This is a genomic window from Enterobacter sp. K510 (genome assembly GCF_055804875.1).
Genome location: NZ_JBNRLQ010000005.1, coordinates 72,286 through 98,390, shown reverse-complemented (window position 1 = coordinate 98,390; position 26,105 = coordinate 72,286). Strand labels below are relative to the sequence as shown.

General features: G+C 56.4%; 27 protein-coding genes, 1 tRNA gene and 1 pseudogene. 15 read left to right on the top strand and 14 right to left on the bottom strand.

Going from position 1 to position 26,105, the window contains the following annotated elements; genetic code table 11:
• Nucleotides 1-6: 6 nt before the first annotated feature.
• Nucleotides 7-2,322 (bottom strand): alpha-xylosidase, encoded by a 2,316-nt coding sequence (gene yicI / locus ACQUTD_RS10215; RefSeq protein ID WP_473275365.1) that lies wholly within the window; start codon nt 2,320-2,322, stop codon nt 7-9.
• Between the two features lie 12 nt (nt 2,323-2,334).
• On the bottom strand, nt 2,335-3,729 hold the full coding sequence (locus ACQUTD_RS10210) for a glycoside-pentoside-hexuronide family transporter (protein ID WP_473275367.1): 1,395 nt from the start codon (nt 3,727-3,729) through the stop codon (nt 2,335-2,337).
• A gap of 285 nt (nt 3,730-4,014) precedes the next feature.
• Between ACQUTD_RS10210 and ACQUTD_RS10205 the strand changes: the two genes are divergently transcribed.
• Nucleotides 4,015-4,109: transfer RNA gene (locus tag ACQUTD_RS10205), tRNA-Sec, on the top strand.
• A 204-nt stretch (nt 4,110-4,313) separates the two neighbouring features.
• Nucleotides 4,314-4,599: pseudogene (locus tag ACQUTD_RS10200) on the top strand (virulence RhuM family protein); the annotation flags it as partial.
• Between the two features lie 14 nt (nt 4,600-4,613).
• Here ACQUTD_RS10200 and ACQUTD_RS10195 read toward each other — a convergent pair.
• Nucleotides 4,614-4,775, bottom strand: coding sequence for a YlcI/YnfO family protein (locus ACQUTD_RS10195; RefSeq protein WP_072570986.1), 162 nt, complete (start codon nt 4,773-4,775; stop codon nt 4,614-4,616).
• Between the two features lie 129 nt (nt 4,776-4,904).
• On the opposite strand from ACQUTD_RS10195, the gene ACQUTD_RS10190 reads away from it, so the two are divergent.
• The 3 genes from ACQUTD_RS10190 (at nt 4,905) to ACQUTD_RS10180 (ending at nt 5,972) form a co-directional block, all read left to right on the top strand.
• Nucleotides 4,905-5,195, top strand: a complete 291-nt coding sequence (locus tag ACQUTD_RS10190; protein WP_473275369.1) for a SymE family type I addiction module toxin — start codon at nt 4,905-4,907, stop codon at nt 5,193-5,195.
• Between the two features lie 249 nt (nt 5,196-5,444).
• Entirely contained in the window at nt 5,445-5,690 is a 246-nt protein-coding gene (locus tag ACQUTD_RS10185) for a ribbon-helix-helix protein, CopG family (RefSeq protein WP_473275550.1), read from the top strand.
• Between the two features lie 6 nt (nt 5,691-5,696).
• A complete protein-coding gene (locus ACQUTD_RS10180; protein ID WP_473275371.1) occupies nt 5,697-5,972 on the top strand; it encodes a type II toxin-antitoxin system RelE/ParE family toxin in 276 nt (91 codons plus the stop codon).
• Between the two features lie 116 nt (nt 5,973-6,088).
• Here the strand turns inward: ACQUTD_RS10180 and ACQUTD_RS10175 are convergent, their stop codons facing one another.
• Nucleotides 6,089-7,051 (bottom strand): helix-turn-helix domain-containing protein, encoded by a 963-nt coding sequence (locus tag ACQUTD_RS10175; RefSeq protein WP_473275373.1) that lies wholly within the window; start codon nt 7,049-7,051, stop codon nt 6,089-6,091.
• Between the two features lie 112 nt (nt 7,052-7,163).
• On the opposite strand from ACQUTD_RS10175, the gene ACQUTD_RS10170 reads away from it, so the two are divergent.
• A complete protein-coding gene (locus ACQUTD_RS10170; RefSeq protein ID WP_473275375.1) occupies nt 7,164-7,805 on the top strand; it encodes an HD domain-containing protein in 642 nt (213 codons plus the stop codon).
• Nucleotides 7,806-7,851: 46 nt separating this feature from the next.
• On the opposite strand, the gene eitC is transcribed toward ACQUTD_RS10170, so the two are convergent.
• The 3 genes from eitC to eitA are packed head-to-tail and all read right to left on the bottom strand — an operon-like array spanning nt 7,852 to nt 10,654.
• On the bottom strand, nt 7,852-8,610 hold the full coding sequence (gene eitC, locus ACQUTD_RS10165) for a siderophore ABC transporter ATP-binding protein EitC (RefSeq protein ID WP_473275377.1): 759 nt from the start codon (nt 8,608-8,610) through the stop codon (nt 7,852-7,854).
• Entirely contained in the window at nt 8,607-9,647 is a 1,041-nt protein-coding gene (locus tag ACQUTD_RS10160) for an iron chelate uptake ABC transporter family permease subunit (RefSeq protein WP_473275380.1), read from the bottom strand. The genes eitC and ACQUTD_RS10160 overlap by 4 nt, the downstream gene beginning before the upstream one ends.
• Complete coding sequence (eitA, locus tag ACQUTD_RS10155) at nt 9,647-10,654, bottom strand: siderophore ABC transporter substrate-binding protein EitA (RefSeq protein WP_473275382.1); 1,008 nt, start codon at nt 10,652-10,654, stop codon at nt 9,647-9,649. The genes ACQUTD_RS10160 and eitA overlap by 1 nt, the downstream gene beginning before the upstream one ends.
• A gap of 120 nt (nt 10,655-10,774) precedes the next feature.
• Here eitA and ACQUTD_RS10150 point away from each other — a divergent pair, with 120 nt between their 5' ends.
• A complete protein-coding gene (locus tag ACQUTD_RS10150; protein WP_473275385.1) occupies nt 10,775-12,007 on the top strand; it encodes an MFS transporter in 1,233 nt (410 codons plus the stop codon).
• On the opposite strand, the gene ACQUTD_RS10145 is transcribed toward ACQUTD_RS10150, so the two are convergent.
• A complete protein-coding gene (locus ACQUTD_RS10145; protein WP_473275388.1) occupies nt 12,004-12,921 on the bottom strand; it encodes a LysR substrate-binding domain-containing protein in 918 nt (305 codons plus the stop codon). The two genes, ACQUTD_RS10150 and ACQUTD_RS10145, sit on opposite strands and share 4 nt — an antisense overlap.
• On the opposite strand from ACQUTD_RS10145, the gene ACQUTD_RS10140 reads away from it, so the two are divergent.
• Nucleotides 12,920-13,111: a hypothetical protein gene (locus tag ACQUTD_RS10140; RefSeq protein WP_473275391.1), complete on the top strand. Its 192-nt coding sequence runs from the start codon at nt 12,920-12,922 to the stop codon at nt 13,109-13,111. The genes ACQUTD_RS10145 and ACQUTD_RS10140 overlap by 2 nt on opposite strands.
• Entirely contained in the window at nt 13,101-13,754 is a 654-nt protein-coding gene (nfsB, locus tag ACQUTD_RS10135; protein ID WP_473275393.1) for an oxygen-insensitive NAD(P)H nitroreductase, read from the top strand. The genes ACQUTD_RS10140 and nfsB overlap by 11 nt, the downstream gene beginning before the upstream one ends.
• A gap of 32 nt (nt 13,755-13,786) precedes the next feature.
• On the opposite strand, the gene ACQUTD_RS10130 is transcribed toward nfsB, so the two are convergent.
• Entirely contained in the window at nt 13,787-14,740 is a 954-nt protein-coding gene (locus ACQUTD_RS10130; RefSeq protein WP_318362520.1) for a LacI family DNA-binding transcriptional regulator, read from the bottom strand.
• A gap of 295 nt (nt 14,741-15,035) precedes the next feature.
• On the opposite strand from ACQUTD_RS10130, the gene ACQUTD_RS10125 reads away from it, so the two are divergent.
• The 5 genes from ACQUTD_RS10125 (at nt 15,036) to ACQUTD_RS10105 (ending at nt 19,935) form a co-directional block, all read left to right on the top strand.
• The gene (locus tag ACQUTD_RS10125) at nt 15,036-15,350 is read left to right on the top strand and encodes a PTS sugar transporter subunit IIB (protein WP_072570968.1); all 315 of its coding nucleotides are present in this window, start codon (nt 15,036-15,038) and stop codon (nt 15,348-15,350) included.
• Nucleotides 15,351-15,362: 12 nt separating this feature from the next.
• Complete coding sequence (locus tag ACQUTD_RS10120; RefSeq protein ID WP_318362519.1) at nt 15,363-16,688, top strand: PTS sugar transporter subunit IIC; 1,326 nt, start codon at nt 15,363-15,365, stop codon at nt 16,686-16,688.
• Nucleotides 16,689-16,708: 20 nt separating this feature from the next.
• Nucleotides 16,709-18,106 carry a family 1 glycosylhydrolase gene (locus tag ACQUTD_RS10115; RefSeq protein ID WP_473275397.1) on the top strand — a complete coding sequence of 466 codons (1,398 nt, stop codon included), beginning with the start codon at nt 16,709-16,711 and terminating at the stop codon, nt 18,104-18,106.
• Nucleotides 18,103-18,405 (top strand): PTS lactose/cellobiose transporter subunit IIA, encoded by a 303-nt coding sequence (locus tag ACQUTD_RS10110; RefSeq protein WP_072570963.1) that lies wholly within the window; start codon nt 18,103-18,105, stop codon nt 18,403-18,405. Before ACQUTD_RS10115 ends, ACQUTD_RS10110 begins: the two co-directional genes overlap by 4 nt.
• Before the next feature lie 150 nt (nt 18,406-18,555).
• Entirely contained in the window at nt 18,556-19,935 is a 1,380-nt protein-coding gene (locus ACQUTD_RS10105) for a carbohydrate porin (RefSeq protein WP_318362517.1), read from the top strand.
• A gap of 102 nt (nt 19,936-20,037) precedes the next feature.
• On the opposite strand, the gene nepI is transcribed toward ACQUTD_RS10105, so the two are convergent.
• The 5 genes from nepI to rbsK all read right to left on the bottom strand — a co-directional run bounded on the left by nepI (nt 20,038) and on the right by rbsK (nt 25,131).
• Nucleotides 20,038-21,213, bottom strand: a complete 1,176-nt coding sequence (gene nepI, locus ACQUTD_RS10100; protein WP_072570960.1) for a purine ribonucleoside efflux pump NepI — start codon at nt 21,211-21,213, stop codon at nt 20,038-20,040.
• Nucleotides 21,214-21,341: 128 nt separating this feature from the next.
• On the bottom strand, nt 21,342-21,794 hold the full coding sequence (locus tag ACQUTD_RS10095) for a DUF1198 family protein (protein ID WP_318362516.1): 453 nt from the start codon (nt 21,792-21,794) through the stop codon (nt 21,342-21,344).
• 65 nt (nt 21,795-21,859) lie between these two features.
• Nucleotides 21,860-22,876 (bottom strand): DUF4432 family protein, encoded by a 1,017-nt coding sequence (locus tag ACQUTD_RS10090; RefSeq protein ID WP_473275403.1) that lies wholly within the window; start codon nt 22,874-22,876, stop codon nt 21,860-21,862.
• Entirely contained in the window at nt 22,848-24,179 is a 1,332-nt protein-coding gene (gene fucP / locus ACQUTD_RS10085) for an L-fucose:H+ symporter permease (RefSeq protein WP_072570954.1), read from the bottom strand. Before fucP ends, ACQUTD_RS10090 begins: the two co-directional genes overlap by 29 nt.
• 31 nt (nt 24,180-24,210) lie before the next feature.
• The gene (gene rbsK / locus ACQUTD_RS10080; protein ID WP_318374113.1) at nt 24,211-25,131 is read right to left on the bottom strand and encodes a ribokinase; all 921 of its coding nucleotides are present in this window, start codon (nt 25,129-25,131) and stop codon (nt 24,211-24,213) included.
• A 185-nt stretch (nt 25,132-25,316) separates the two neighbouring features.
• Between rbsK and ACQUTD_RS10075 the strand changes: the two genes are divergently transcribed.
• Nucleotides 25,317-26,105: a DeoR family transcriptional regulator gene (locus ACQUTD_RS10075; protein WP_318362513.1), complete on the top strand. Its 789-nt coding sequence runs from the start codon at nt 25,317-25,319 to the stop codon at nt 26,103-26,105.

Sequence of the window (26,105 nt, the reverse complement as noted above, 5' to 3'; positions counted from 1 at the left end):
TAACACTCAGAGCGTAACCACCAGCGTATTCTCCTGCGCGGTGATAACTGTCCCCCACTCGCTGCCCGCCTGTGAGCCGCCCTGTACGGCGCTCACCTGCGGGATATTGCGCAAACACAGCGTCCAGTTGCGGGCATCACCGGTGCCGGTGAGCGTGATGCGATCCCCTTCCCGCCGCGCCTGTAGCGTGAAGGCCACTGAGCCATCCTCCGCCGGGACTTCGCAGCGGGCTTCACGGCCATCTTCCAGGCTGAACAGCTGAAAAGCCGTGCCGTCGTTCCACGCATAGTCCGGCTTCCGATCATTATTTCCCAGCGCCAGCAGGGTGTTATCCCGCACGTAGACCGGCAGGCCCAAGAAATCATGCTGCTGTTTGTGCCAGCGGCTGCCGGTAAGCTCATCGTTGCGCCACAGGTGCGTCCAGCGGCCTTCCGGCAGATAAAACTGCACATCGCCCGCTTCCGAGAAGACCGGCGCGACCATCACCGCATCGCCGAGCATATACTGGCGGTCGAGGTAGTCGCATGCCGGATCGTCCGGGAACTCCAGCATCATGGCGCGCATCATCGGCGTGCCCGCGTCACGGGCCAGCGCGGCCTGGCGGTACAGATACGGCATCAGGCGGCATTTCAGCTGCGTGAAGTGGCGCACCACGTCGCAGGACTCCTCATCATACGCCCAGGGCACGCGATAGGATTTGCTGCCATGCAGACGGCTGTGGCTGGAGAGCAGCCCGAACGCGCACCAGCGCTTATAGACGTGCGCCGGGGCGGTGTTTTCGAAGCCGCCAATATCGTGGCTCCAGAACCCAAAGCCGGACAGGCCAATCGACAGCCCGCCGCGCAGGCTTTCCGCCATGGATTCGTAGTTGGCGTAGCAGTCGCCGCCCCAGTGCACCGGGAATTTCTGCGCCCCCACCGACGCCGAGCGGGCGAACAGCACGGCTTCTTCCTCGCCCACCGTCTCTTTCAGCACATTCCACACCAGTTCGTTGTAGATATAGGCGTAATGGTTATGCATCTTCTGCGGGCAGGAGCCGTCATGCCAGGCCACGTCCGTCGGAATGCGCTCGCCGAAATCGGTTTTGAAGCAGTCGACGCCGATGCCCACCAGCCCTTTCAGCTGCTCCGCATACCACCGGCAGGCTTCCGGATTCGTAAAATCATAGATAGCCAGCCCCGGCTGCCATTTATCCCACTGCCACAGCGAGCCGTCCGGGCGTTTCAGCAGATAGCCTTTCTCTTTCAGCTCGTTAAATACCGGTGATTTCTGGCCGATGTACGGGTTGATCCAGACGCAGATTTTCAGCCCTTTCGCCTTCAGGCGTTTGATCATGCCCTCCGGATCCGGGAAGGTCACCGGATCCCACTGAAAATCGCACCACTGGAAGGCTTTCATCCAGAAGCAGTCAAAATGGAACACGTGCAGCGGCAGATCGCGCTCTGCCATGCCGTCGATAAAGCTGTTCACCGTGGCCTCGTCGTAGTTAGTGGTGAACGAGGTGGTGAGCCACAGGCCGAAGGACCACGCCGGCGGCAGCGCCGGGCGACCGGTCAGCTGCGTATAGCGGTTCAGCACCTCTTTTGGCGTCGGCCCGTCGATCACAAAATATTCCAGATATTCAGACTCCACGCTGAACTGCACTTTGGAGACTTTTTCTGAACCGATTTCAAAGGACACGCACCCGGGATGATTCACCAGCACGCCATACCCGCGACTGGTGAGGTAGAACGGAATATTTTTATACGCCTGTTCGGTGCTGGTGCCGCCGTCGCGGTTCCAGGTCTCCACCGTCTGCCCGTTGCGCACCAGCGCGGTAAAGCGCTCGCCGAGGCCATACACGGTTTCGCCGACGCCCAGGTCCAGCCGCTCAAACAGATAATTGCGGTTGCTGGCGGTGTCCTGCACGTAGCCATTGTTTTTCACCTGGCTGCCGGTGATGCGCACGCCATTGCGCAGAAAATCCAGCGACCAGCCGTCGCCTTTGGTGACGCGCACGCTTAACGCGCCGCTTTTCAGTTCGGCGAACTCTGCCGTATTCTGCATCTCGACAGGCACGTCCTGCACATTCAGCGGATAATGCGGGCCGTTGTTCAGCGCGCCCTGAAAGTGTTCCATACGCACGCCGACCACGCCTTCCTGCGGCGAGAAAAAGCGCAGCGTAAACAGCGGCGTGTCGAGCTGCCAGGTCCGTTCACGCACATCGCGCGGTGCGGCGTACACCACCATCTCATTGCCCTGCTGTTCCACATCAAACACCTGGATTGGGTGAATGAGGTTCAGCCCGGGCTGAATAAGCCAGTTTCCATCACTGATTTTCATTATCGGCTCCTTTTAATGCGGTAATTCTTTGGCAACAGGTTTCTCGTTAAATGCCTGTTCGTTACGACGCGTGCCCTGCGCCAGCTGCTCCAGTATTTTCACAAGGAACGGCGTTTTCAGGGTGTAGTAGCGTTTCGCGATGATCGCGCTGAGGAAATAACAGGCCGCCGGGACGAGAGTGAACAGCGCGATAATAATGGTGATGGTGGTGCTGTTCTGGGTTTTGGCCGCCGCGTCATAGCCACCGCCCGCCAGCGCCCAGCCGATGAGCGCGCCGCCAATCGCCAGACCCAGTTTCAGCACAAAGAGCGTGCCCGCGAAGCTGATACCGGTCAGGCGCTTGCCGTTACACCATTCGCCGTAATCGACGGTATCGGACATCATCACCCACTGGATTGGCGTCACCAGCTGATGCAGCACGCCGATGATAAAGATGAAGGCAAACATGGTGAGGCTGGCGCTGACCGGCACAAAGAACATCGCCACGCTGAAAACCGTCAGCAGGGCGTTGGTCCACCAGAAGATGCTGACCTTGCATTTCCAGTCGGTAAGCGGCTTCGCCAGCGCGCTACCGATCAGGTTTCCGACGCAGTAAGTGGTGAGGAAGGCGACGAACACTTCCGGCGTGCCGAGGATCCAGGTGACGTAGTACATCATCGCGCCGCCGCGCACGCAGACCGCCAGGATGTTGAGGATGGTCAGCAGGCCGACGATGCGCCACTGGTCGTTATTCCAGATGTCGCGCAGATCTTCACGCATCGGCGTGGTGTTCGGCGGCACCTGGATACGCTCTTTGGTGGTAAAGAAGCAGAAGGTCAGCATCAGGAACGCCACCACCGACAGTACGGCAATGCCGCCCTGATAGCCCAGCGCTTTGTCTTCCCCGCCAATCAGGTTCACCAGCGGCATCATCAGCACGGTAGAGAGCATACCGCCCGCCGTCGCCAGCACGAAGCGCCAGGATTGCAGGGAGATACGCTGCGCCGGGTCGTTGGTGATCACGCCGCCCAGCGCGCAGTACGGGATATTCACCACGGTATAGAGCAGGGTCAGCAGCGTGTAGGTGACAGCGGCGTAAATCATTTTGCCGTTCATGCTCAGATCGGGCGTGCTGTAGGTGAGTACACAGACGATGCCGAAGGGCAGCGCGCCAAACATCATCCACGGGCGGAATTTACCCCAGCGGCTGCGCGTACGGTCGGCGATAAGCCCCATGCAGGGGTCGGAAATCGCATCCAGCGCCCGGGCCAGTAAGAACATGGTGCCGACAAACCCGGCGGGGATGCCGAAAATATCCGTATAGAAAAACATCATGTACATCATCACGTTATCAAAGATGATATGGCTGGCGGCGTCACCCATGCCGTAGCCAATCTTCTCCTTCACAGAAATAATCTGACTCTTCATCTTTCATCCTTTTGCTCGGAAGTACGCCGATACCGGTTGCAGACGTTTTAAACCATCGTTCCGGAAGCGGGTATTCCGTTTTCTGGTTATCAGATTACGATTCTTGTTTTATGTGATCGGGGTAGCTGAAAATGAGGCAGGAGGATAAGCAATGGATTTAATAGGGTTTTAACCAAAACCAGACGAAGGTTTGACGCAGATCTGATAAAAAAGTGTGACGGGGTATGTGGTTACAGCAGGAAAGTGGCTATAATGCGCCCCGCCTCCATGTAGCAATGAAGGCTGGGAAGATCGTCGTCTCCGGTGAGGCGGCTGGACTTCAAATCCAGTTGGTGCCGCCAGCGGTGCCGGGCAGGTTCGACTCCTGTGATCTTCCGCCACTTGTGGCGTGAATCCTCTGCAATGTTCTCCAACTTAACGCAAATTTTGCGAACTACCCCCACGTTTCATTTCTGTTTTTTTACTCCTGTTTGTTTTCACATACTATGTTGATAACCGTGTTTATGGCATTCATGGTAACGTCGTGAATGCTTAACATTCTGATAGGTCCCAGATAATTTTCGTCCAGCGTTAAAGGAGGCAGCATGACAGAGGAACTTTCAGGCCAGGCTCCGGCAGGCGAGTTTATTATGTTTGCCAGTGATGACGGCGAAGTGCGCGTGGAATGTCGCTTTGAACAGGAGACGCTATGGCTCCCTCAGGCAACTATCGCAAATCTTTATCAGATTACCCCGCAGGCCGTTACGCATCACATCAAAGGGATCTACGAAGAAGGCGAACTTGAACAAAATGCAACCTGTAAGTCTTACTTACAAGTTCAGCAGGAAGGCAGTCGTCAGGTAGGTCAATAGGCTTCACTGCAGCCTTCCTGCATAGCTGGCGGATTAGTTTTTCTGCAATCGCATCTTGCAGGCATCTTTCACCCACTTACTAAAATTCCCTTTTCCCGCCGCTTTCTCAATCTGTTCCAGAAGCTCATCTTCAAAACGAATGTTCTTCATCGTGCTTTTGGTGCGGTCAAAGGTTGGTTTCTTTTTTTCTTGCATGGTAGGTACCATTTCGGTTAGTTTATACGTATGTGGTACCTACCACATACACGCAGGAATTAAACAACGCTCCGATGTGCGGTAACACAGCCGGAGCGTCTAACCTCACCAACTATCAAGGAGTTGATTATGGCTGATCCGCATTCTACCCCAGAGTCAGAGATTAAAAAAAGCGAGCGTTCCGTGATCGTGGGCTATCGCCCGCGTGGCCGGGATAAAAGCACGCCGAACCTGATCCTGAAAGGGAAATGGTTACGGGAAGCGGGATTCGATACCGGACAACAGATCACGGTAAAAGTGATGAACGGATGCATTGTGCTGATGGCTTACAACGAGCAGGAGCAGCGGCTTCAGGATGAACTGAAAGCGGCGCAGCAGAGGATAAATAGGATCGAATCGACGCTGGCAGCGCTCAATTAATGTCACTTCGTGCCGGATTAACTCTTGGATGATCCGGCATGATAGGTGTCTGGCTCAAATCTGTGGCACCCACAACTTAATTTCATTTTGCGAGAAGCCTTCACGATTTACACGCCAGCGCTTTTCACCCGATACCGTTATCGCATAATGCATCAATACCTGTCCCGCTGGCTTCGCTGATGCTTTTATGAACACCGCCATGCTAAACTTAAAAGGAGTTATCAAATGTTATTAAATGAGGTTGCATCAATGGATTCCTCTGCGAAACAGACCATTCGCGCACAGATCCCGTCAGAGCTAGCTGCTGCGGTTGAAGATCTGGCGGTTGAGCTGAACCGCTCAAAAAGCTGGATTGTCAAAGAAGCGCTGACGTCTATGCTGGCCGAAAGAGAACGCCGACATCAACAGATTGAGGCTGGTCTTGCTGATGTGGATGCTGGCCGGGTTGTTAGCCAGAAAGAAATTATGCATTTTGCTGAGCAGCTAAAGAAATAAAATTAAATGGAAATTTCATGGACGATTAAAGCTCAGGGAGATTTAGAGCGGATCTATCGCTTCGCCCTCCAATATAGCCGTCAGCATGCGAATAGTGTGTTAGATCGTTTAATAATGGCTACTTCCGATTTAACGGTTCATCCGGCTATCGGCATACGGCAAACACGCTACGCACCGCGAGAGGTTCGAAAGGTATTATTTGACGATTATGAAATCCACTATGAAGTAAAAGGGAAAAATATTTTTATTCTGGATTTATGGCATACAAAGGAAGATCGTTAAAATTACTTCTCAATATCAGCATGATGCATAAGTAACTTCAAACGAACAAATGCCGACCGTGAATATGTACCATTGTTTATCCTGCCCGTTCCTTGTATTTACGAATCTTCCCCACCTCACCCCTTCACCATGAACCGGCTATACGCCGCAGGGGTGATGCCTGTGACGCGGCAAAACACCCGGCGCATCACGTCGGCACCGGAAAAGCCGCTCATAGCGGCGAGAGTTTTTGCCGGTAGCTTTTTCTGCTCCAGCAACTGACGGACCTTTGCCACGCGCTCGCGTTCCAGCCACTGTTTCGGGGTAATACCCAGTTCCTGCCGGAACAGACGCGACAGATGCCGCTCACTGATGTGCAGATGCGACGCCATCATCGATACCGTTTTCACCGTCTCAATGTGCGTGATCGTCCAGCGCTGTAATTCCTGAAACGCCGTGCGCCCGTCGAGGGAGACGCCGTTGCCGCGTATAAAATGTGTCTGATTCACCGGGCGGCGGAAGAACATCACCAGCTGCGCCGCCACGTCCTGGGCGATCTCCCGGCCTAAATCCTCCTCCACCAGCCGCAGCGCCAGATCCAAACCCGACGTTACGCCTGCCGCCGTGCGCACCCGATCATCTTTTACAACCAGGGAATCGGCAGTAACGGTGACGCCAGGATATAACGCCGCCAGCCGTGCAGCGCAGGCCCAGTGCGTCGTCACCCGTTTGCCTTCCAGCAATCCAGTGCGGGCCAGCAGCAGCGCACCGCTGCACACTGAGCCAAAACGCTGGCTGCGCTGACACAGCCCGGCGATCTGCGCCGTTGCCGTCTCATCCGGCACAAAACGGTCGATATCAGGGGCACCCGCCACCAGAAACGTGTGCGGCGCATAGTCTGTACTGTTCGCCAGCATAAGGTCAGCGGCGAGCCGCACCCCGGAAGATGCCAGCACTTCCGGCGCCGCTACCGAGATCACCTTGTGGCTGTACACCTGGCGCTTCATCAACCGGTTGGCTTCCGCGAACACATCCAGCGGCCCGCACACATCCAGCAGTTGCACGCCTGGCACCGCCAGAATGGCTATTTCATAACGCATTGCGATCCCCGTGTCGTAAAAGGTCAGTATGTCCTTAAACGTCTTTAAACCACGCTTTAAGATATGAATGATGCGTCTTATTCTGGACAAAGACAACCCACAGGAGAGAAAGATGAGTATGAACATCACCGGGATCCGCGTTCCCGACAGCAAAATGGCGCGCGAGGCGACAACCTTCATTCGTGATACGGAATCGGACCTGCTGTTCCATCATTCCAGCCGGGTTTACTACTGGGCGGCGCTGGCGGGTCAGCAGCGCGGGCTGACGGTCGATCAGGAATTACTTTATGTTGGCTGTATGTTTCATGACATTGGCCTGACGCATGAACATTGCAGTTGCGACAAGCGTTTCGAAGTCGATGGCGCAAACGCGGCGCGGGCGTTTCTGGAAGGCTTTGGCGTAAAACCTGCCGATATCGATAAGGTATGGACGGCCATTGCGCTGCACACTACGCCGGGCATCCCGGAATTTATGGCGCCGGAAATCGCACTGGTGACGGCAGGAGTTGAAATGGACGTGCTGGGAATTGGCTATGACAACTTCAGCGATGCGGAAATCAGCGTGGTGACGGATCTGCACCCGCGTCCGGCGGCGTTTAAAGAAGAGATTATTCAGGCCTTTTATGACGGTATTAAGCATAAAAAGCAGACCACGTTCGGCAATGTGAAAGCGGATGTTATTCAGGATAAAGAACCGGCGTTTTCACCGCTGAATTTTTGCAGCGTGATCCGTCAGTCGCGCTGGAAGGGCTAACCGGCCAGGCGGCGCAGCCCGGCTCCCGGCGCTGCACCGCATCCCCCTACAAAAAGTGAATATGCTTTTTGCCGTTGTAGCGGGAAATTTCAATTCTGGCTTCAACGTGAAACACCTCGCGCAGCATCTCCTCGGTCAGCACGTCGTCCGGCGTACCGCGCGCCACTATGCCGCCGTTCTGCATCACCACCAGCGAATCGCAGAACATGGCCGCATGATTCAGATCGTGGATCGCCACAATACTGGTGACCGGCAGCGCGCTGATCAGTCGCATCAGCTGCATCTGGTGGTGAATATCCAGATGGTTTGTCGGCTCGTCGAGCAGGATCTCCGAGGGTGACTGCGCCAGCGCGCGGGCAATGTGTACCCGCTGACGCTCGCCGCCGGACAAGCTCTGCCAGCCCTGCTGCTGGCGGTCGAGCATCTCCACGCGCGCCAGCGCGGCGGTGACAATCTCGTCATCCGCATGCGTCCACGGCGACAGCGGTGAATGGTGTGGAATGCGCCCCAGCTTCACCACATCGATCACCTTAATGTTGGAGTCTGTCGCCGCATGTTGCTCCACAAAGGCCACGCGCTTCGCCAGCGCTTTTTTGCCGACCTCGCGCACATCGCCGCCGTCCAGCATCACCCGGCCCGCGTCGGGCCGACGCAGTCCCGCCAGAATACGCAACAAAGAGGATTTCCCGGAGCCGTTCGGCCCCAGCAGCCCCATGGTCTGGCCTTTGGGCACGCTGAGCGACACATCATTAACAATGACTTTTTTTCCGATACGCCAGGACAGATTTTCGGCACTGATACTCATGAAAATTTCCCTGAGCGATAAAGAATAACGGCAAAGAACGGCACGCCAACCAGCGCCGTCACCACGCCGACCGGCAGGCTTTGCGGGGCGATCACCGTGCGGGAAGCGATATCTGCCAGCACCATCAAAATCGCGCCCATCAGCGCCGACGCCACCAGCAGTTTGCGGTGCAGCGGACCGAAGAAGTAGCGCATCATATGGGGCACCACCAGGCCGACGAAGCCGATGGAGCCAGCCATGCTGACGATGGCGGCGGTCATCAGCGCCGTGACGGAAAACAGGATCAGGCGGATCACGCCGACGGGAATACCCAGCGATGCCGCCGCGTCATCCCCGAAGGTAAAGGCGTCGAGCGCTTTCGCGTGGTACAGACACACCGCAAGGCCAATCACCACAACCATCAGCACCAGCTGAAACTCCGGCCAGCGCACGCCGCTGAAGCTGCCGAGCAGCCAGAACATCACATCGCGCGCCTGCTGCGCATTGGCAGAGGTGCTGATGGTGTAGGCGGTCAGGGCGTTGAAGAGTTGCGACGCCGCCACACCGGCAAGAATGGTGCGTTCATTGCCGCCCCGCGCGCCGTTGGTCAGCAGCGCGACGAACAGGAAGGCGGCGAAAGCGCCGATAAAGGCCCCGGCGGAGAGCGATACCGCCCCTGCGCCCACGCCCAGCACCACCACGGCCACCGCACCGGTGGAGGCACCGGCTGACACGCCCAGCACGTACGGCTCCGCCAGCGCGTTTTTCAGCAGGCTTTGCAGCACCGCGCCGCAGATAGCCAGCCCCGCGCCGCTACAGGCGGCAACCAGCGCCCGGCTGAGACGAAAATCCCAGATCACCGTCTCATGGATGCGGTTTAAGGTTACGCCGGTCAGACCGAGCTTATTGGTGATGGCGAAAAACGTGGTTTTTAACGGGATCGACAGCTCGCCCACCCCGACGCTGAAGGCGATGGTGATGCCAAGCACCAGCACCGCACCCAGCAGCAACACCACGGAACGCATATTTTCAACTACCGAGCGGGACGCCACAGACATCAGTTCAGACCCAGCTTCTCTAATTGCGCCGCCACCTGCTCCGCGCCATAAATCGTGCGCACGGTCGGGTTCATCGCCTGACCATCCATCACCACGATATGGCCTTTTTTCACCGCATCCAGCTGGCTGACCGCCGGATCGGTTTTCAGGAATTTAATTTTTTCTTCCGCGCGATCCAACACCCAGCGATTACGGTCGAGGCTGGCGACGACAATCACGTCCGGGTTGGCGCTGATCACGCTTTCCCAGCTCACCGTCGGCCATTCGGCATCGGTATCAAGTGCAATGTGACCGCCCAGCATATTCGCGATAAAGCCGGAAGCGCTGTTCTTGCCGCTCATGTGCGCATCGGCTGACGGCGAGGCGCTGGAGAACCAGAAGACGAACGACAGATCTTTATTGCCCTTATGGAATCTCTCTCGCAGATCGGCTTCACGCTTTTTGAAGCTCGCCACCAGCGCATCACCGCGATCCTGCACGTCGAAAATCGCCGCCAGGTCGTTAATTTCTTTGTACAGCTGGGTCATGTCCCACATCTGTTTGCGACTGCCGTAGATGTCGCCGGTGTTTTTGGTGGTGGTGCAGACGCCCGGCGATAAATAGCTGTTTACGCCCACGGCGGCAAAATCTTCGCGTTTAGCGACTTTACTGTCCGGCCCGAGCAGCAACGGCAATTGGGCCGCCACAAAATCCGGCTCCTGTGCAAGAATGGACTCCAGCGTCGGGATCTCCACGGTCAGCACTTTGACTTTTTCATTCTGCTTCGCGAGTTCCGGTAAGACTTTTGTCGGCCAGAAAGCGCTGGCGGCCATTTTGTCCTGCAAACCGAGCATCAGCATGATTTCTGCGGAGTTCTGCCCCAGCGCCACCACGCGCTCCGGCGCTTTGTCGAAGGTGACTTTCGTGCCACAGTTATCAATGGTTAACGGATAATGCGTCGCCAGGGCGGATGCCGTACTCAGGAAAAGTATTCCTAAAGCTAAAAGCGTTTTCTTTAAAACCGGCATTCGTCTTACTCCAGAGGATCGGTGGCTACGCGCAGGTAAATGCAAATCATTCTTAAGTGGTGGACTTATACCCATCGCAAAATATATTGTCAATTTTCATCACTCAACTTCGGTTATGGCATGTTTTCGACTTCGACAGACGCAACAAAACGCACCTCCCCTTATCTGCTTTCCGGCTGCCAGCTGGTCTTCAATATTGGCTTCTATGCCGTCGTGCCTTTTCTGGCGATTTACCTGCGCGACGACCTGCTGCTGTCGGGATGGGTGATCGGGCTGATCATCGGTTTGCGCACTTTCTCGCAACAGGGAATGTTTCTGGTGGGCGGCGCGCTGGCGGACCGCTTCGGCGCGCGGGTGGTGATCCTCAGCGGCTGTCTGGTGCGGGTGAGCGGCTATCTGCTGCTGGCGCTGGGGGAGTCGTTCTGGCCGGTGGTACTGGGCGCCTGTCTGACGGGCGTCGGCGGGGCGCTGTTCTCCCCTGCCATCGAAGCGCTGCTGGCGAAGGCCGGGACGCAGAGCGAAGCCGACGGCAAGCGCAGCCGCCAGGAGTGGTTCGCGCTTTTTGCCATCTGCGGGGAACTGGGCGCGGTGCTGGGGCCGGTGCTCGGCGCGCTGCTGGCGGGATTTGGTTTTCAGCGCGTGGCGCTGGCCGGAGCGGGAGTGTTTATCGTCGCGCTGGTGGTGCTGTTTTTCAGCCTGCCCGCCACGCCGCGCAGGACCAGCGAACTGAAGATCACCCCCTGGTGGGAGACTTTCCGCCAGCCGCGTTTTGTGGCTTTTATCATCGCCTACAGCGCCTATCTGTTCAGCTATAACCAGCTCTATCTGGCGCTGCCGGTGGAACTGCGCCGCTCCGGCAGCCGGGAAACCGATCTCGGCCCGCTGTTTATGCTCGCCTCGCTGCTCATCGTCTGCCTGCAACTGCCGCTGGCGCGTTTTGCCCGTCGCCTCGGCCCGTTGCGCACGCTGCCGCTCGGCTTCGGGCTGTTAAGCGCGTCGTTCGCCAGCGTGGCGTTTTTTGCCGCTGACGTGCCGCCCGATAACTGGCAGCGGCTGATCCCCGCCATTTGCATGGTGACGCTGTTAACGCTCGGGCAGATGATCATTGTGCCGGTGGGCATGGATTTGGTGCCGCGTTTCGCCGGAGAACATAACCTCGGCGCGCATTACGGCGCGCTTGCCTCGATGGGCGGCGTGGCGGTGCTGGCGGGTAATTTTCTGCTCGGCGGGCAGCTCGACCACGCGCTGACGCCCTCCCCGCAGGCGATTATGCCCTGGCTGCTGCTCGCCGCCGTGCCGCTTTGCAGCGCCATCGCCATGCTGGCGATCTGCCGCCCGCTGCAACAGCGTTAACGCGGGGCGGCCAGTCGGTCTGCGATCGCCGTCATCTGCGCGCGCAACATGCCGTGCAGCTGGCGGATCGCCGGGGAAAATTGCTTACGGTGCGGGCAGATGAGATTAAGCGGTGCCGCCTCGCCGGCAATGTGCGGCAACAGCACTTCCAGCCTGCCGGCGGCGACATCGGCGCTGACGTCTATCCAGGATTTATAAACGATGCCCATTCCGGCAATCGCCCAGCGGCGGGCGACGTCAGCGTCATCGCACAGCATCCGGCTTTTCACCGTGATCTGGCGGCGCATGCCGTTTTCCTCAAACGTCCATTTATCGTGGACATGGCTGTTCATGGTGTACAACAGGCAGTGATGATGAGTTACATCGCCGAGCGTCGCCGGACGCCCGTGCGCGGCCAGATAGTCGGGGGATGCCACCAGTACACGGCGGTTTTTCTCCGCCAGCGGCAGCGCAACGTAGCTGCTGTTATCCAGCACGCCATAGCGGATCGCCACATCCACCGGATCGCGAAAAATATCGCTGATCTGATCGGACAGCGACAGCCGCAGGGTGATTTTCGGATGCTGCGCGCAAAAATCGGTGATCAGCGGCAGCAGCACATTGCGGCCAATATCCGACGGCACGGCGACTTTCAGCTCGCCCTGGAGTTCATCATCGCTGCTGTGCACACTCTCCTGCCCCGCCTGCACCACCGCCAGCATCTCCTGGGCGAACGGCAGGTATTTTTCCCCTTCCGCCGTCAGCCGCAGGCTGCGCGTGGAGCGCACGAACAGCCGCTTATCCAGATCGCGCTCCAGCCGGTGCACGGCGGCGCTTACCTGGCCCGGCAATAAATCCGCCTCACGGGCGGCATTCGAAAAACTGCCTAACGCCGCGGCGCGCACAAACAAGGTCACATCTTCGAGGCGGATCATGACGCTCTCCGGAACAGGAAAAAACGGCCTTCATTGTTGCCAGAAACTCGCCAGCGCGCACCTGATTTTCATCTTTAAAGAGAAAGTGCTGCACCGCCGGACAGGTTTTTCTGCATCGGATTTGGCGTTATTCTCAGGCGAACAACCGTTACGTTTCACTTTTTGGAAAGGAAAAAATCATGACGCTTAATGATGCCGTGCTGAGCCGCCACACCGTTAAAGCTTTTGAACCCGGCCAGACTTTGCCGGAAAACGATATTGAAACCCTGCTGAACGTGCTGCAAAACAGCCCGTCGTCGGTGAACTCCCAGCCGTGGCATTTTGTGGTGGCCTCCACCGCCGAAGGCCGCGCCGCGATCGCCAAATCCACTGGCGGTGCATTTTCCTATAACGAAGCAAAAGTGCTGAATGCTTCCCACGTGATCGCCCTGTGCATGAAAAGCGATCTGACGGAAGAGCATCTGCAGAACGTGCTGGAACAGGAGCAGAAAGATGGCCGCTTCGCCAGCGAAGAAGCCAAAGCCGGGCAGGATAAAGGCCGCCGTGGCTACGTGGATATGCATCGCTATGAACTGCGCGATGTGCCGCAGTGGATGGAAAAACAGGTATATCTTGCGCTGGGTGGTCTGCTGCTGGGTGCCGCGATGCTCGGCATCGACGCCACGCCAATGGAAGGTTTTGACTCCCGCGAGCTGGATCTGGCGCTGGGACTGCGTGAGAAAGGCTTAACCAGCGTGGTGCTGGTGTCGCTGGGCGTGAAAAGCGATGAAGATTTTAACGCCAGCCTGCCAAAATCCCGTCTGCCGCGTGACGAGATTTTTACCTTTATTTGAGCAGCATCCCGGCGTTTACGCCGGGATAGGAATTAACGCGTTCTGCGATCCGGGATAATTAAATCGCCGCGCAGTACGCAGGCACCCAGTACGCTTTGCGTTTTTTCGGTAAGCCAGCTGACAATACGGGCAGCCATGGCGTCCATCGAATACTCGATAGCGGGAATGCTCGGAATGCCCGGTAATTGCAGCGAACCGGCAAGGCTGAATACCATAATGTCGCCCGGCACCGATTTATTAAACGCCTGAAGCTGACTGATCACCCGCTGCGCTTCCTGCTCGTCGGCCACCAGCAGCGCGTTAAAGTTCAGCGTGGTCGCGTTGTTAAGCAGGACCTGTAAGGCGACGGACGAACTGGTGGAATCCATAAACACCAGATTACGATTAAACGGCAGGAAATTGTTTTCCAGCGCGTGTTTGTAACCCAGCAAAACCTGATCCGCCGCGCCGCTGGTATCCGGGTGGATGACGGCAATCTGGCGTCGGCCCTGGCTTATCAGGTAATTACAGGCGGTTTCGGCGGCGAAAGCGTGGTCAAACTGAATGCTGTTGGGAGATTCCGCCTCGGCGCAATCCACGAGGATCACGCTCTCATCAATGTTGCCCAGCGGAAAACGTGCGCCAATGATCAGCACGTCATCGCACAGGCCGCAGGTCAGCTCCTCCAGCGCATTCATCACGCCCGCTTTATTATTGGCAAAACGCAGCAGCAGATGTTTCTGATGCTGGCTGAGATGTTTCTCAAGGGCGTACAGGTAACCGGTGGTTTGATTAACGTTATCCTGGGCGCAAATGACGCCGATACAGCCCGTGGACTGGCTCAGCAAAGACTGGGCGATGACGTTTGGCCGGTAATTCAGTTCATCAACCGCTTTTAACACCGCAAGGCGGCTGGCTTCCTTGACCCCTCGCGACCCACTCAACACCCGTGAAACTGTGGCTTTTGACACCCCAGCTAAACGTGATACGTCGTTGATTGTAGACATCTTTATCCCCTGGGAGGCCCGGCGAGGGCCAAAAAATTCCAAATCGTACAATGGCTCATAATATCGCCAGTTGCAGTATAACCGCTTTCCATTTTTCATGGAAACCGATTTTCCAAACGCACTTTCCTGCTATCAGAATAGCCGCAAAATCTGTGATGCAGCGCTAATAAAGAACGCTTATAAATTACAGAGATTGACGGGCTTCACAATTCATCCGCGAAAAAATGGAAACCGGTTTCCGTTTGTTATCCAATCAGCTCCGCAATAACTTTTAACATTTTGAGGATGGTTGTCGATGGTCAAGATCATGCTGTGTTGTTCCGCGGGCATGTCCACAAGTCTGCTGGTCAGAAAAATGGTCGAAGAGGCGCAAACCCGGGGTTTGCCGGTGGAGATTGATGCCTATGGCGTGGCGGAATTTGATACGCAGTTCTCACGCTACCAGGTGGTGTTGCTCGGTCCACAAGTAAAATACATGTTAAATACGCTCTCCGAAAAGGCTGCCACCTGCGGCATACCCGTTCAGCCCATCAACCCGATGGATTACGGTATGCAGCGCGGTGATAAGGTACTGGACTATGCTCTGTCGCTCATCGAGGCGGCGCACTAAAAAGGTGTTCCTATGAGTTCGTTATATCAGTCAATGGTTGCCGTCATTGAACAATCCATCACCCCGCTGGCGGGCAAACTGGGTCAGCAGAAATACGTTATCGCCATTCGTGATGGCTTTACCGCCGCGCTGCCGTTCATGATCATCGGTTCGTTTATGCTGGTGTTTATCTTCCCGCCGTTCTCCGCCGATACCACCAACAGCTTTGCCCGTGGCTGGCTGGATTTTTCCCAGACTTACCGCGAACAGCTGATGCTGCCGTTTAACCTGAGCATGGGCGTGATGACGTTTTTTATCTCCGTCGGCATCGGCGCCAGCCTCGGGCGGCAGTTTAATCTCGATCCGGTGATGTCCGGTCTGCTGGCCTTTATGGCGTTTTTGCTGGTCGCAGCACCCTATGCGGACGGCAAAATCTCTACGCAGTATCTGTCCGGCCAGGGGATTTTTACCGCGCTGATCACCGCGATTTACTCCACCCGCATGTATGCTTGGCTGAAACAGAACAACATTACCATCCGTCTGCCGAAAGAAGTGCCGACCGGCGTGGCGCGCTCGTTTGAGATCCTCATCCCGGTACTGGTGGTGATCGCCACCCTGCATCCGCTGAATCTGTTTATTGAAGCGCAGACCGGCATGATCCTGCCGCAGGCGATTATGCACCTGCTGGAGCCGCTGGTATCCGCGTCGGATTCCCTGCCTGCCATTCTGCTGTCGGTGCTGCTGTGCCAGATCTTCTGGTTCGCCGGTATCCACGGTTCGCTGATTGTCACCGGCATCATGAACCCGTTCTGGATGGCGAACCTTTCTGCCAACCAGGCCGCGCTGGCCGCGGGCGCTGCACTGCCGCACGTGTATCTGCAGGGCTTCTGGGATCACTATCTGCTGATTGGCGGCGTAGGCTCCACCTTACCGCTGGCGTTCCTGCTGCTGCGCAGCCGTGCGACGCACCTGCGGACTATCGGCAAAATGGGCATCGTGCCGAGCTTCTTTAATATCAACGAACCGATCCTGTTCGGCGCGCCGATCATCATGAACCCGATGCTGTTCATCCCGTTCGTCTTCGTGCCGATGGTTAACGCCTGCCTCGCGTATGGCGCGACCCGTCTCGGCTGGCTGGCGCAGGTCGTCTCCCTGACGCCGTGGACCACACCGGCACCGATAGGCGCGTCCTGGGCCGCCAACTGGGCGCTGAGTCCGGTGGTGATGTGCCTCATCTGTATGGTGCTGTCGGCGCTGATGTACCTGCCGTTCCTGCGTGCCTATGAGCGCTCGCTGATGAAAACCGAAGAGCAGAAAGCGCAGACCACCAGCCCGCTGGCGGAAACGGTCAGCCAGTAATGAATAAGGAGAAGGTTGAGATGAAATACGCATTTCCCGCGCATTTCTGGTGGGGTAGCGCGAGTTCGGCGCTGCAAACCGAAGGGGAAAGCCAGCACGGCGGTAAAAGCGCAACGACATGGGATCACTGGTACGCCAGCCAGCCGTGGCGCTTTCATCAGCAGGTAGGCCCTGCGGATACCTCGACGTTTTACCAGCACTGGCGCGAAGATATCGCGCTGATGAAACAGCTGAATCACAACAGTTTCCGCACCTCGATCAGCTGGTCACGGCTGATCCCGGACGGAACCGGCGAGGTGAATCCGCAGGCGGTGGCGTTTTACAACAACGTCATCGACGAGCTGCTGGCGCAGGGCATTGCGCCCTTTATCACCCTGTTCCACTTCGATATGCCGATGGTGATGCAGGAGAAAGGCGGCTGGGAAAACCGCGAGGTGGTGGAGGCTTTCAGCCGTTATGCGCAGGTCTGCTTTGAGCTGTTCGGCGATCGCGTGATGCACTGGTTTACCTTCAACGAGCCGATTGTGCCGGTGGAAGGCGGCTATCTGTATGACTTCCATTACCCGAACGTGGTGGATTTCAAACGCGCAGCCACCGTGGCCTATCACACTGTGCTGGCCCATGCGTCGGCGGTGCGCGCATTCCGCACCGGGCACTACGCCGGGGAAATTGGTATCGTGCTGAACCTGACGCCGTCGTATCCGCGCTCGCAGCATCCGGCGGATGTCACCGCCGCGCACCATGCGGATCTGCTGTTTAACCGCAGCTTCCTCGACCCGGTGCTGAAAGGCGAATATCCGCCCGATCTGGTGTCGCTGCTGAAAGAGTACGATCAGCTGCCCGCCTGCACGCCGGAAGATGGCGCGCTGATCGCCGAAGGAAAAATCGACCTGCTGGGCATTAACTACTATCAGCCGCGCCGGGTGAAATGCCGTGAAAACGCCGTTAATCCTCAGTCGCCGTTTATGCCGGAGTGGTTGTTTGATTATTACGAGATGCCAGGGCGGAAAATGAATCCGTATCGCGGCTGGGAAATTTACGAGCCGGGTATTTATGACATCCTCACCAATTTACGCGTCAATTATGGCAACCCGCGCTGCTTTATTTCTGAAAACGGTATGGGCGTGGAAAATGAACAGCGCTTTGTAGAAGACGGCAAAATTAATGACGATTATCGCATTGAATTTGTATCCGGGCATTTGAAGTGGCTGCATAAAGGGATCAGCGAAGGCTGTAATTGCCTTGGTTATCACATGTGGACCTTTATTGATAACTGGTCCTGGTGTAACGGCTATAAAAATCGCTACGGTTTTGTCCAGCTGGATCTGAAAACCCAGACGCGCACTGTCAAAAAAAGCGGGGAATGGTTTGCCGCCACCTCAGCCAACAATGGTTTTAACGAAGAGTCTTTAACATGATCGAATTAGAAGAAGCGGTAATGGAAATTATCGTCAATGCCGGGCAGTCCCGCAGCCTGTGCTTTGAAGCCCTGCGCGCGGCGCGCGCGGGCAACATCGACGAAGCCAAAAGCCTGCTGCGCGAAGCCGACGGCTATTCGCGCCAGGCGCACCATATGCAGACAAAACTGATTGAGCAGGATGCCGGCGAAGCCCGCCAGCCGATGACATTAATTATGGTTCATGCCCAGGATCATTTAATGACGTCATTACTGGCCCGTGAATTATCCGAAGAAATCGTCCAGCTGTATCAACGTTAATTTATTTATCAGATAACGGAGAAATCGTTACGAGAATATTTTAATACATCTGTACCCACAAATAATATGACATGGTGATAGCACAATTATTCCGTTTAATACGGGCGGGATGATTATTGTCTGAAAATAATTTACTACATTGAGACAAACATGAAATTAAATAAAAAACTTCCGGTGGCGCTGGCGGTCATGGCTGCGCTTTGCTCAGGAAACGTAGTGGCACAGGAATTTACTCAGGAACAGATCGACGCCATCGTGGCAAAAGCGGTGGATAAAGCCCTGGCGGAGCGCCAGGCGAAAATGGACGCGGCCATTGCGAAGAAAGCCGACGTCATCACCGAGCCGCAAAGCACCGCCCAGACGCCGGACATGGCGATCCCGTTCGGTGTGAAGTTCACCGGCTATGCGCGTTACGGCGCGCAGTTCCAGAGCGGCGATCAGAAATTTGTCGGCGTCGATGGCTCTTATAACGGCTCCTCGGCGATTGGTCGTCTGGGTAACGAAGGCAACGGCGGCGAGTTCCAGCTTTCCAAAGCCTTTAAAGGCTCGAACGGCGCCATCTGGGACATCAATGTGATGATCGATCACTGGGGCGACGAGGTGAACCTGAAAAAAGCCTATGCCGGGGTGACCAACATTCTGGAGTCCAACCCGAACGCCTATATCTGGGCGGGTCGTGACTTCCATCAGCGTCCGCAACAGGGCATCAACGACTACTTCTGGATGAATCACGACGGCCAGGGCGCGGGGATCAAAAACTTCGACATCGGCGGCGTGCAGTTTGACCTGGCCACCGTGGCCGCCGTGGAATCCTGTAGCCCGGAAGTGATGAATGACGAAGGCAACCCGTCGCGTATTACCTGTACCGGCGGCTCCGGCACCGGCGATAAAGGCAACTATGCGGTGACCTCGAAAGTTCACGGCATCAAAGCCGGTCCGATCGACGTGGAGCTGTACGCCAACTATGGCTTTGATTCGAAAGCCGTCGACAGCGATGAGCGTCTGAAAGCCTGGCAGGGCGGCGTGGTGCTGAGCCACACCGGCGACAGCGGCGTGAATAAAGTGATCGCCCGCTACTCCGATAACTCGGATAACAGCGTCTACAACAAAACGGACGAGCTGACGGCGATCTACGCCAGCTTTGAAGGTAACTACAAGTTTACCCAACAGGCACAGGTCGAATACCTGCTGGCGTACCACGACTATTCGAACGATGCGAACAACATCGACGATCGCCGCAACTACAACGCCATTGTGCGTCCGATGTACTGGTGGAACCAGGTGCATTCCACCTGGCTGGAACTGGGCTGGCAGAAAGTTGATTTCGACCAGGGCGGGGATAACCACGGCTGGAAAGCCACGCTGTCGCAGAACATCTCCATCGACATGGGACCGGAGTTCCGTCCGATGCTGCGCTTCTACGTGACCGGCGGCAAGGTGGATAACGAACGCACCGCGCGTATCAACAATACCGATGATGAAACCCTGGATTCGTTCAACGTCGGCGCGATGTGGGAAGCGTGGTTCTGAGTAGTGTGATGTGTCACGCCCGGCGGCGCAGGCTTGCCGGGCCTACAGATGTAAAAGCCGGGTAAGGCGCAAGCCATCACCCGGCATAATGACCGTTAACCCTCAATGCACCTCTTTTACGCGAACTTTCGCGGCCACCAGTAGCGCCGTGAGCAGCATCAGGCTACCGGAGATAACCAGCGGCGAGAGCAGGCCGAGGTTATCGAGAGCATAACCGCCAACAGCGGCGCCACAGGTATTGGCAAGCTGGATCACCGCCACCTGAAGTGATCCGGCTTTTTCTGCCTGATCGGAAAGCGAACGGGTGATCCACGTCGACCAGCCCACCGGCACCAGCGCAAAACCTAAGCCCCACACCATCGCAATAGCGGCGGCCACGATCTTATTACTGCCCCACAGCATCAGCACCAGCGCACTGACCGCCAGTAACAGCGGCGCGCAGGTCAGCGCCAGTTTCAGCGATCTTTTCAGGAACAGCGATGACATAGATGTGCCGACAAAACTGGCGATACCGAAGCTCAGCAGCACCAGCGTCAGGCCGTCCACGTCGAAACCGGCCATGCTCATGTAAACCGGGCGGATGTAGGTAAAGAAGGCGAACTGCCCGGCAAAAGCCATGAAAATGGCGCACATCCCTGCGAACACGCCAGGACGTTTCAGAATGCCGAACATATCCTGTTTGTGCTGCATCGGTTCGCCCGGCAGCGACGGCAGCGCTTTCCAGACCCAGATTGTGCAGATGACGCCCATCACGGCGGCGGCATTAAACACGTTACGCCAGCCGATAATGCCGCCGAGGAAGCTGCCAAGCGGGGCTGCGATCACCAGCGCAATGGACACCGCGCCGAAGATCACCGACAGCGCTTTCGGCACGGTGCGCGCCGGCACCAGTCGCATGGTCAGCGAAGCGGACATCGCCCAGAAGCCGCCGAGCGCGACGCCCAGACAGGCGCGACCCAGCAGCATCAGCGTGAAGTTGTTGGCAAAGGAGACCAGCAGGCACGAAAGCGTCAGCAGCACGGAGAATAAAATCACCACGTAGCGCCGATCGATGGTGCGAATGGTCTGGGTAATAAACAGGCTGGCAAACATGGCGACAAATGCCGTCACCGTGACGGACTGCCCGGCCACGCCTTCAGAAATGCCTAAGTCCTGCGCCATCGGCGTTAACAGGCTGACCGGCAGAAATTCCACCGTAATTAAGCAGGCCACGCAAAACGCGACGGCAAACACTGCCGACCAGTTTGGTCGCTGCTGTCCTTCTTTATGCTCACTCATGTCGTCCCCTGCGTCGGTATTGGCGAGAAAGTTGCGCAGTGTAACATTGTGAGTGTGACGTATTTAACGTTTTAGCAACTTTAGTGCGGATTCAGGATTTTCCCTCTCCCCAGGGGAGAGGGGAAAAATCAGTGCAGCCAGTGCACGCCGTCGTCCGGCATAAAGAGCGCGTTATAGCGTACCTGGAAATTATTGATTTCCGCCACGTCCGGCTCCAGCTCGCGCAGGAAGCCGAGCGCCTGACGCACCTGGGCGTCGGTCAGCGGGGCGGCAAGGCGGGCTTTTTTCAGCAGACGGTACCAGTACTGGAGGTTTTGCTCGCTGGCGTCGACAATACATGCCTGCCACACCAGCAACACCTGCGCGGCATTTTGCAGATGTGCTTCATCCGGGCGCGCCAGATACTGAATGTACTCCGCACCGGCGGCTTTTCCCATCTGATCCAGCATCGATTCCACCGGCACCGGTGTGATGCCGAGCCGTTCATTCAGACGGCGCACCGCCCGACGGGAATCTGATGTTAATACCCTAAATCCCACGACAAACACGACGACCAGCGTCGCCAGCGTTAACCAAATCATGAAAGCTCCAGCACCTTTTGCGAGCGCTTATCATAAGGGTAAACGCGGCGACGTACAGCCTCAGTTTATGCCGTAATGCCGGTGGTGACCGTGAAACGCCGGGTTTCCTGGGGCGCCAGCATCAGCAGGCTACCGTTACGCTCTGCCGCCAGAAATCCTTCCGGACGACAGGTCGCCGGCAGGGCAAAGGCCGCCACCTGCTGATCGCCGTTATATAAGATCCAGCGCGTGACATAATTGAACTCGGCGCTGGAAAAGCGGGTGACAAAGGTGGTGCCATCCGGCCCGGTCATCCTGAATTCCGGCGCCGCGGTGTAGCGATCGAGTTTATCGGCAAAGAAGACAATTTCCGGATCGTAAAACTGCGGCTCGCTTAACGTTGTCAGCGTGGCCTCACCCTGTCTGATGCGTTCGTTAAACGCCAGCCACTGTTCGGTGGGCTTCACGTGCGCCGGAACAGACTCCCGCAGCGCCAGCGCCTCATCCGGCAGGTTCTGGCTGAACGCCGCCTGCGGGACATAGGCGTAATTCATATGGCACATGTACTGCAACGGCATCGCCACCGACGCCAGATTGGTCACCGCCATATGGATGTCGAACAGCGCACTGGCGCTATGCAGCGTGACCGACGGCTGCGCTTCGTAGTGATGCCCGAAGCCCATCACATACTCGTAGCGCCCGCCGATACGCAGTGCCTCGCCGTCCAGCTCCAGCCAGGCGTCGTCCATCGCCGCGCAGGCCATTTCACCGTGCAGCGGGTGATTATCTTCCGGCGACGGGCAGCCGTTTGCCAGCAGCCCGGAGTGGAAAGCGAAACAGCCGTAGGTATCGACGATCTCTTTGGCCGGTTTCGGCTGGCGGAACATGTTTTTCATGGTCAGGTCATGACCGTCAAATTCCGCGTCCCAGATCATCTGCCCCAGCCACGGCAGGATCACCAGATGCCCGCGCGTGTTCGCCACTTTCAGCCCTTCCACGCCGCTGGCGTAACGAAAAGCGGTGACCCTGAAGTCGCTGTTTTCCAGCAGGATTTTCGGCTGCGCGGTAAATAACTCACGCCACAGTGTCAGTCGCGTTGCCATGAGGTGCCTCCTTATTAACCACTTTCGATTCACGCCAGAAATAGATGCCGACATAGACAAAGCACAGCATGGAAACCACGAAGGAGAGTTGCAGCGAGTGGAACAGATCTGCCGCATAGCCCTGCACCGCCGGAACCACCGCCGCGCCGACAATCGCCATCACGATCACCGCGCCCGCCATTTCCGTGTGCTCGTTATCCACCGTGTCCAGCGTCCCGGCATAGATGGTCGCCCAGCACGGCCCGAACAGAATGCTCACCGCGACCGCCACGTAGACCGCGGTAAAGTTTGGTGCGAGCGCCACATAGGCCAGGAAAAGCGCGCCAATCACTGAATAGAGGATCAGCACTTTTTCCGGGTTGAAGCGGGTCATCAGGAGGTTGGCGACAAATTTACCGATAAAGAAGCAGATGAAGCTGTAGACCATAAAGTTAGAGGCATCGCGCTCGTTGATGTCACCTAACTCCAGCGCCAGACGGATAGTGAACGACCACACCGCGACCTGCATACCGACATAAAGGAACTGCGCGATAATGCCGCGACGGAAGCGGGCGTTACCCGCCAGATAGCGCAGCGTGTCCATTGCCGACGGGCGCTGGCGTTTCGTGGTCTGCGCCACTTTGCAGGTCGGGAAGCGCGTCAGCATAAACAGCACCATGACCACCACTAGCACCATGATCATGTACTTATAGGGTTCGAGGGTGTTTTCCAGCATCAGCACTTTAAAGTCATGCATCTGCGCGGCGTTCATGCCCGCCATCTGTTTTTCCAGGCTGTCGCCTTCGGAAAACACCAGATATTTTCCGAGCAGAATGCCCGCTATCGCGCCAACCGGATAAAACGTCTGGCTGACGTTAAGGCGCAGGGTGGCGTGGGATTTTGGCCCGAGCATCGAGCTGTAGGTATTAGCAGCAGTTTCAAGGAAACTTAAGCCGATGGCGATAGCGAAGATCGCAGCGAGGAACATGGTGTAGGTGGCCATGTGCGACGCCGGGAAAAATAACGTACAGCCGACAATATAGAGCGTCAGGCCGATTAAAATCGCCATCTTATAACTGCTTTTCTTAATGACCAGCGAAGCCGGAATAGCAATTAAAAAATACCCGCCGTAAAATGCGCTCTGCACTAAGGCAGAGGCGAAATTACTTAATGAAAATACGCTTTTAAACTGCGTAATTAATATATCGTTTAACGCAGCAGCGCATCCCCATAACGGGAACAGGCAGGATAACAAAATAAACTGGAACAGAGGGGTTTTATTCAGATACCCGTCGGGCATCTGAACGATGTTTTTATCGTTCATAGTGCTACCTTTTACGTTGCAGGGTTTATTATTATTCGTTTAACGCCAGAAACTCATTGAATTGCTCAATGCTGGGGTAAGACGACTGGGTGCCTTTGCCCGTTACGCTGAAGGCGGCGAAACGCGAGGCTTTTCTCATGGCGGCTTCGACATCACCGCTCTGGACGTAGTAGTGGGCAAAGCAGCCAATAAAGGCATCGCCTGCGCCGCTGGTATCAATCGCATTCACTTTGATGGCCGGAACATGCACGTCGCTATCCCGCGTCATCCACAACGCGCCTTTCTCGCCCATGGTGACGATAATATTGTTCAGCCCTTTGTCGATCAGGCTGCGGGCCGCCAGACGGATATTATCAAGGTGATCAACCGGCATACCGGTGAGAATTTCCAGTTCGGTTTCGTTCGGCACGAAGAAATCACATTTGCAGGCATAGGACATATCTAATTCACGCAATGCCGGGGCGGGATTCAGTAAGACTTCGATGCCGTGTTTTTTACCAAACTCAATAGCGTGATAAACCGTTTCCAGCTGCACTTCGAGCTGTAAAACGATGAGCTTACATTTTTTCAGGTCCTCCGCCGCGCGGTCGATATCTTCCGGCGAGAGGAATTTGTTCGCGCCCTTAATAATCAGAATGCTGTTGCTGGAATTCGGATTGACAAAAATCGGTGCAACGCCACTGCTGGTGCAGGGCACTTTTTCAACGTAAGTGGTGTTGATGCCCCAGGATTCCAGATTACGGATAGTGTTGTCGGCAAATATGTCATCGCCCACTTTGGTCAGCATCAGCACTTTCGAGTTGAGCTTCGCCGCCGCCACCGCCTGGTTTGCGCCTTTGCCGCCGCAGCCGATTTTAAACGCCGGCGCTTCGAGGGTTTCGCCCTCTTTCGGCATCTGGTGGGTGTAGGTGATCAAATCCACCATGTTGGAGCCGATGACTGCAATATCCATTTTTACTACCTCTCTGAAACAATCACATAACAATGATATTATCGTAACACTAACATGTTATTTTAGTATCATTTGTGACTTGTCTCGCGATTACAGGAACATTTTACGCGCCGTTATTCCCGCTTTCCGGGGAAAATGTTACTTTAGGAACATCAGCGTTCAGGCCTGTATTGCGGAGAAAGTGAATGGAAACCAAGCAGAAAGAGCGAATTCGTCGGCTGACGGAGCTGCTCAAAAAGACCGATCGCATCCATCTGAAGGAGGCGGCGCGTATGCTGGAAGTTTCTGTGATGACCATCCGCCGCGATTTCAGTCAGGATGATGAACCGCTGCCGCTGGCGCTGCTGGGCGGTTACATCGTGATGGTGAATAAGCCCGCCGCCCCGTCTGCCAGCCAGCCTGCCGCGCCGGTGGCCGGGCATCATCGCGACGATGTGCCGATGGCGATCCTCGCCGCCGGGCTGGTAAGCGAGAACGATGTGGTGTTTTTCGATAACGGCCCGGAAATGCCGCTGGTCATCAGCATGATCCCCGACGACATCGCCTTTACCGGTATTTGCTATTCCCATCAGGTATTTATGGCGCTTAACGCGCGGCCCAACACCACCGCCATGCTGTGCGGCGGCACCTATCGGGCGAAAAGCGATGCGTTTTACGATCCGGTGAATGCCTCGGTTCTCGATTCGCTCAACCCGCGCAAAGTCTTTATTTCGGCCAGCGGCGTGCATGCGCAGTTCGGCGTCACCTGGTTTAACCCGGACGATCTGCCGATGAAACGCAAAGCCATGGAGCGCGGGCTGCGCAAGATTTTGCTCGCGCGATATGCGCGTTTTGATGAGGTGGCGCAGGCGAACATTGCCCCGCTCGCCGCTTTTGATGTGCTGATCAGCGACCGACCGTTACCGGCTGATTACCCTGACCGCTGCCGTAACGGCTTTGTGAAAGTGCTCACTCCCGGCAACGGGAGTGAGTGA